Raw genomic sequence first — 246 nt, 5'->3', positions numbered from 1 at the left:
CCTGAACAGTGCTCGATACGCTCGCTGGACCGACTTGCCCCGAAATGAACACCGCGCCCCGTTCGGCCTCGACGGCGAACCCCAAATCACCGACCGGTCGGCGGTACGAGACGCCCCAGGACGAAAGCCCGGTGCGGATAAGAACCCCGCTGCGGTTCCAGCCCGGATTGCGCACGTCATCGGGGCGACTGTAGTAATCCACGCCCGGCGCGAGCAGGTCCGTAGTCGTGTCGAGGAGCGTTGCGT

General features: G+C 65.9%; 1 protein-coding gene. It reads right to left on the bottom strand.

The window, feature by feature from the left end; translation table 11 throughout:
- Positions 1 to 246, bottom strand: a 246-nt coding sequence (locus tag H6A07_RS09970; RefSeq protein ID WP_204814757.1) for a hypothetical protein, incomplete at both ends; no start/stop codon positions are given.

Origin of the sequence: Olsenella uli, from assembly GCF_016899935.1 — a bacterium.
GTDB lineage: Bacteria > Actinomycetota > Coriobacteriia > Coriobacteriales > Atopobiaceae > Thermophilibacter > Thermophilibacter uli_B.
Note: the sequence above shows the minus strand (reverse complement) of the source record. Positions and strands in the feature narration are given on the sequence as shown.